2 protein-coding genes are annotated in these 2,385 nt (G+C 70.3%); both read right to left on the bottom strand.

Annotated elements, in window-relative coordinates; all coding sequences use genetic code 11:
* Window positions 1–318: 318 nt before the first annotated feature.
* Window positions 319–747: a GNAT family acetyltransferase gene (locus AC1D15_RS27375; RefSeq protein WP_477828483.1), complete on the bottom strand. Its 429-nt coding sequence runs from the start codon at window positions 745–747 to the stop codon at window positions 319–321.
* A 7-nt stretch (window positions 748–754) separates the two neighbouring features.
* Window positions 755–2,385: alanine--tRNA ligase (alaS, locus tag AC1D15_RS27370; RefSeq protein WP_477828482.1), on the bottom strand; the 1,631-nt coding region annotated here is incomplete at its 5' end.

The raw sequence follows: 2,385 nt of genomic DNA, 5'->3' as shown, positions 1-2,385 counted from the left end.
GGCGGGCGGTCCGGCGTCGACACGTGGCTCGCCGCCGCAGCGGATGGCCAGGTCGACCACGGCCTTCGCCTCGGCGACGGCCTGTCCCGGCGACAGGGCCGGCTTCGGTGACTGGCCCCACGCCATGCTGGCGGCGCCCAGCACGAAGGCCGCAGCCAACATCCTCAGAGCATTCGAATGGGACATGACGCACCTCCTGACCAGGCTGGCCGGCGCACATCGCGCATCGGCATCTTCCTTATCGGTCGTGCGGCAGTCCGGTGCAACAGGGTCTGTCCGAAGGTCAAATGTCCCTGGCGGTCCCGCCGATCGCTGCTGTCAGTCGTCGCGCTCCAGGCGCTTGCCCATGCTCATCGCGTCGTCCTCCGCGAACCCGAGGCTCTCGTAGAACGCGATCACCGCGGTGTTGCCACGGCGGATCTGCAGGTTGATCTTCGGGCAGCCGCGCTCGCGCAGCCTCAGCTCGGCCCAGTCCATCAGCGCGCGGCCCAGGCCGCCGCGCTGCAGCTTCGGCGTGACGGCCAGGTAGTTGATCCAGCCGCGGTGGCCTTCGTAGCCGGCCATCACGCTGCCGACCAKCTCACCATCGCACTCGGCCACCGCGAACAGCTCGGGCTGCTCGGCGAACTTGCGGGCGATGTCCTTGGCCGGATCGTTCCACGGCCGCGTCAGCCCGCAGGCCTGCCACAGCGCGATCAGCGCCGCTTCGTCGTCACGACGGCACGGCCGGATCTGCCAATTCAGCATCGGCGGTTCAGAGCTTGCCCGCCACCCAGCCCTGCACCGAGGCGAGCGCCTGCGGCAGCTGCGATGCATCGGTGCCGCCGGCCATCGCCATGTCGGCCTTGCCGCCGCCCTTGCCGCCGACCTGCTGCGCGACGAAGTTGACCAGCTCGCCGGCCTTGAGCTTGCCGACGCTGTCGGCGGTGACGCCGGCCGCCAACTGCACCTTGTCGCCGTCGACCGCCGCCAGCACGATGACCGCCGTCTTCAGCTTGTCCTTCAGCTTGTCGAGCGTCTCACGCAGCGTCTTCGCATCGGCACCCTCCAGGCGCGCGGCCAGCACCTTCAGGCCCTTCACGTCGACCGCCTGGCCGACCAGTTCATCGCCCTGCGACGACGCGAGCTTGCCCTTCACGGCGCCGAGTTCCTTCTCGAGCGCACGCACCTGCTCCAGCACCTGCGCCAAGCGCTGCGGCACCTCGGTGGGCGCGGCCTTCAGCGTCGCGGCCAGCTGGTGCAGCGTGCCTTCGAGCGTCTGCAGGTAGGTCAGCGCATTCGCGCCGGTCACCGCCTCGATGCGGCGCACGCCGGCGGCCACGCCGCTCTCGGCCACCACCTTGAACAGGCCGATGTCGCCGGTGCGCTGCACATGCGTGCCGCCGCACAGCTCGCGGCTGCTGCCGATGTCGAGCACGCGCACGGTCTCGCCGTACTTCTCGCCGAACAGCATCATCGCGCCGGTCTTCTGGGCCGATTCGATGTCCATCACGCGCGCCTGGGTGGCCGCGTTGGCGAGGATCTCGGCGTTGACGCGGCGCTCGATCTCGGCGATCTGCTGCGGCGTGACCGGCGCGTTGTGCGCGAAGTCGAAGCGCGTCTTCTCGGCGTCGACCAGCGAGCCCTTCTGCTGCACGTGCGTGCCCAGCACCTCGCGCAGCGCCTTGTGCATCAGGTGGGTGGCGCTGTGGTTGCGCACGGTGGCCGCGCGCAGGTCGGCGTCGACGCGCGCGGTGACGGTGTCGCCCACCGACAGCTTGCCCTGGCTCATCACGCCGTGGTGGCCGWACACGTCGGCCTTGATCTTCTGSGTGTCSTSSACGCCGAACWGCRCGCCCTCGGCGCTCAGCGAGCCCTGGTCGCCGACCTGGCCGCCGCTCTCGGCGTAGAACGGCGTCACGCTCAGCACGACGATGCCGGTCTGGCCTTCGAGCAGCTGCTGCACCGGGCTGCCCTCCTGGTAGAGCGCCGCGACGGTCGCCTGCTCCTGCAGGTGCTCGTAGCCGGTGAACGCATGGCCGGCGCCGGTGTACTCCACGGCGCGCGCCATCTTGAACTTGCCGGCCGCGCGGCCGGCCGCCTTCTGCTGCTCCATCGCCGCGCCGAAGCCGACCTCGTCGACCTCCACGCCGCGCTCGCGGCAGACGTCCTGCGTCAGGTCGAGCGGGAAGCCGTAGGTGTCGTGCAGCTTGAAGGCCACGTCGCCGGGCAGCGTCTTCTGGCCGCCGGCCAGGGCGGCGTCGAGGATCTCCATGCCGTTGGCCAGCGTCTCGAAGAAGCGAACCTCCTCGGCCTTCAGCGTGTCGGTGATGTGCTGCTGGTCGGCGGCGAGCTTCGGGTAGGCCGCGCCCATCTCGCTGACCAGGTCGGCCACCAGCTTGTGGA

It is taken from the genome of Rhizobacter sp. P2_H2 (genome assembly GCF_056403375.1).
Note: the sequence above shows the minus strand (reverse complement) of the source record. Positions and strands in the feature narration are given on the sequence as shown.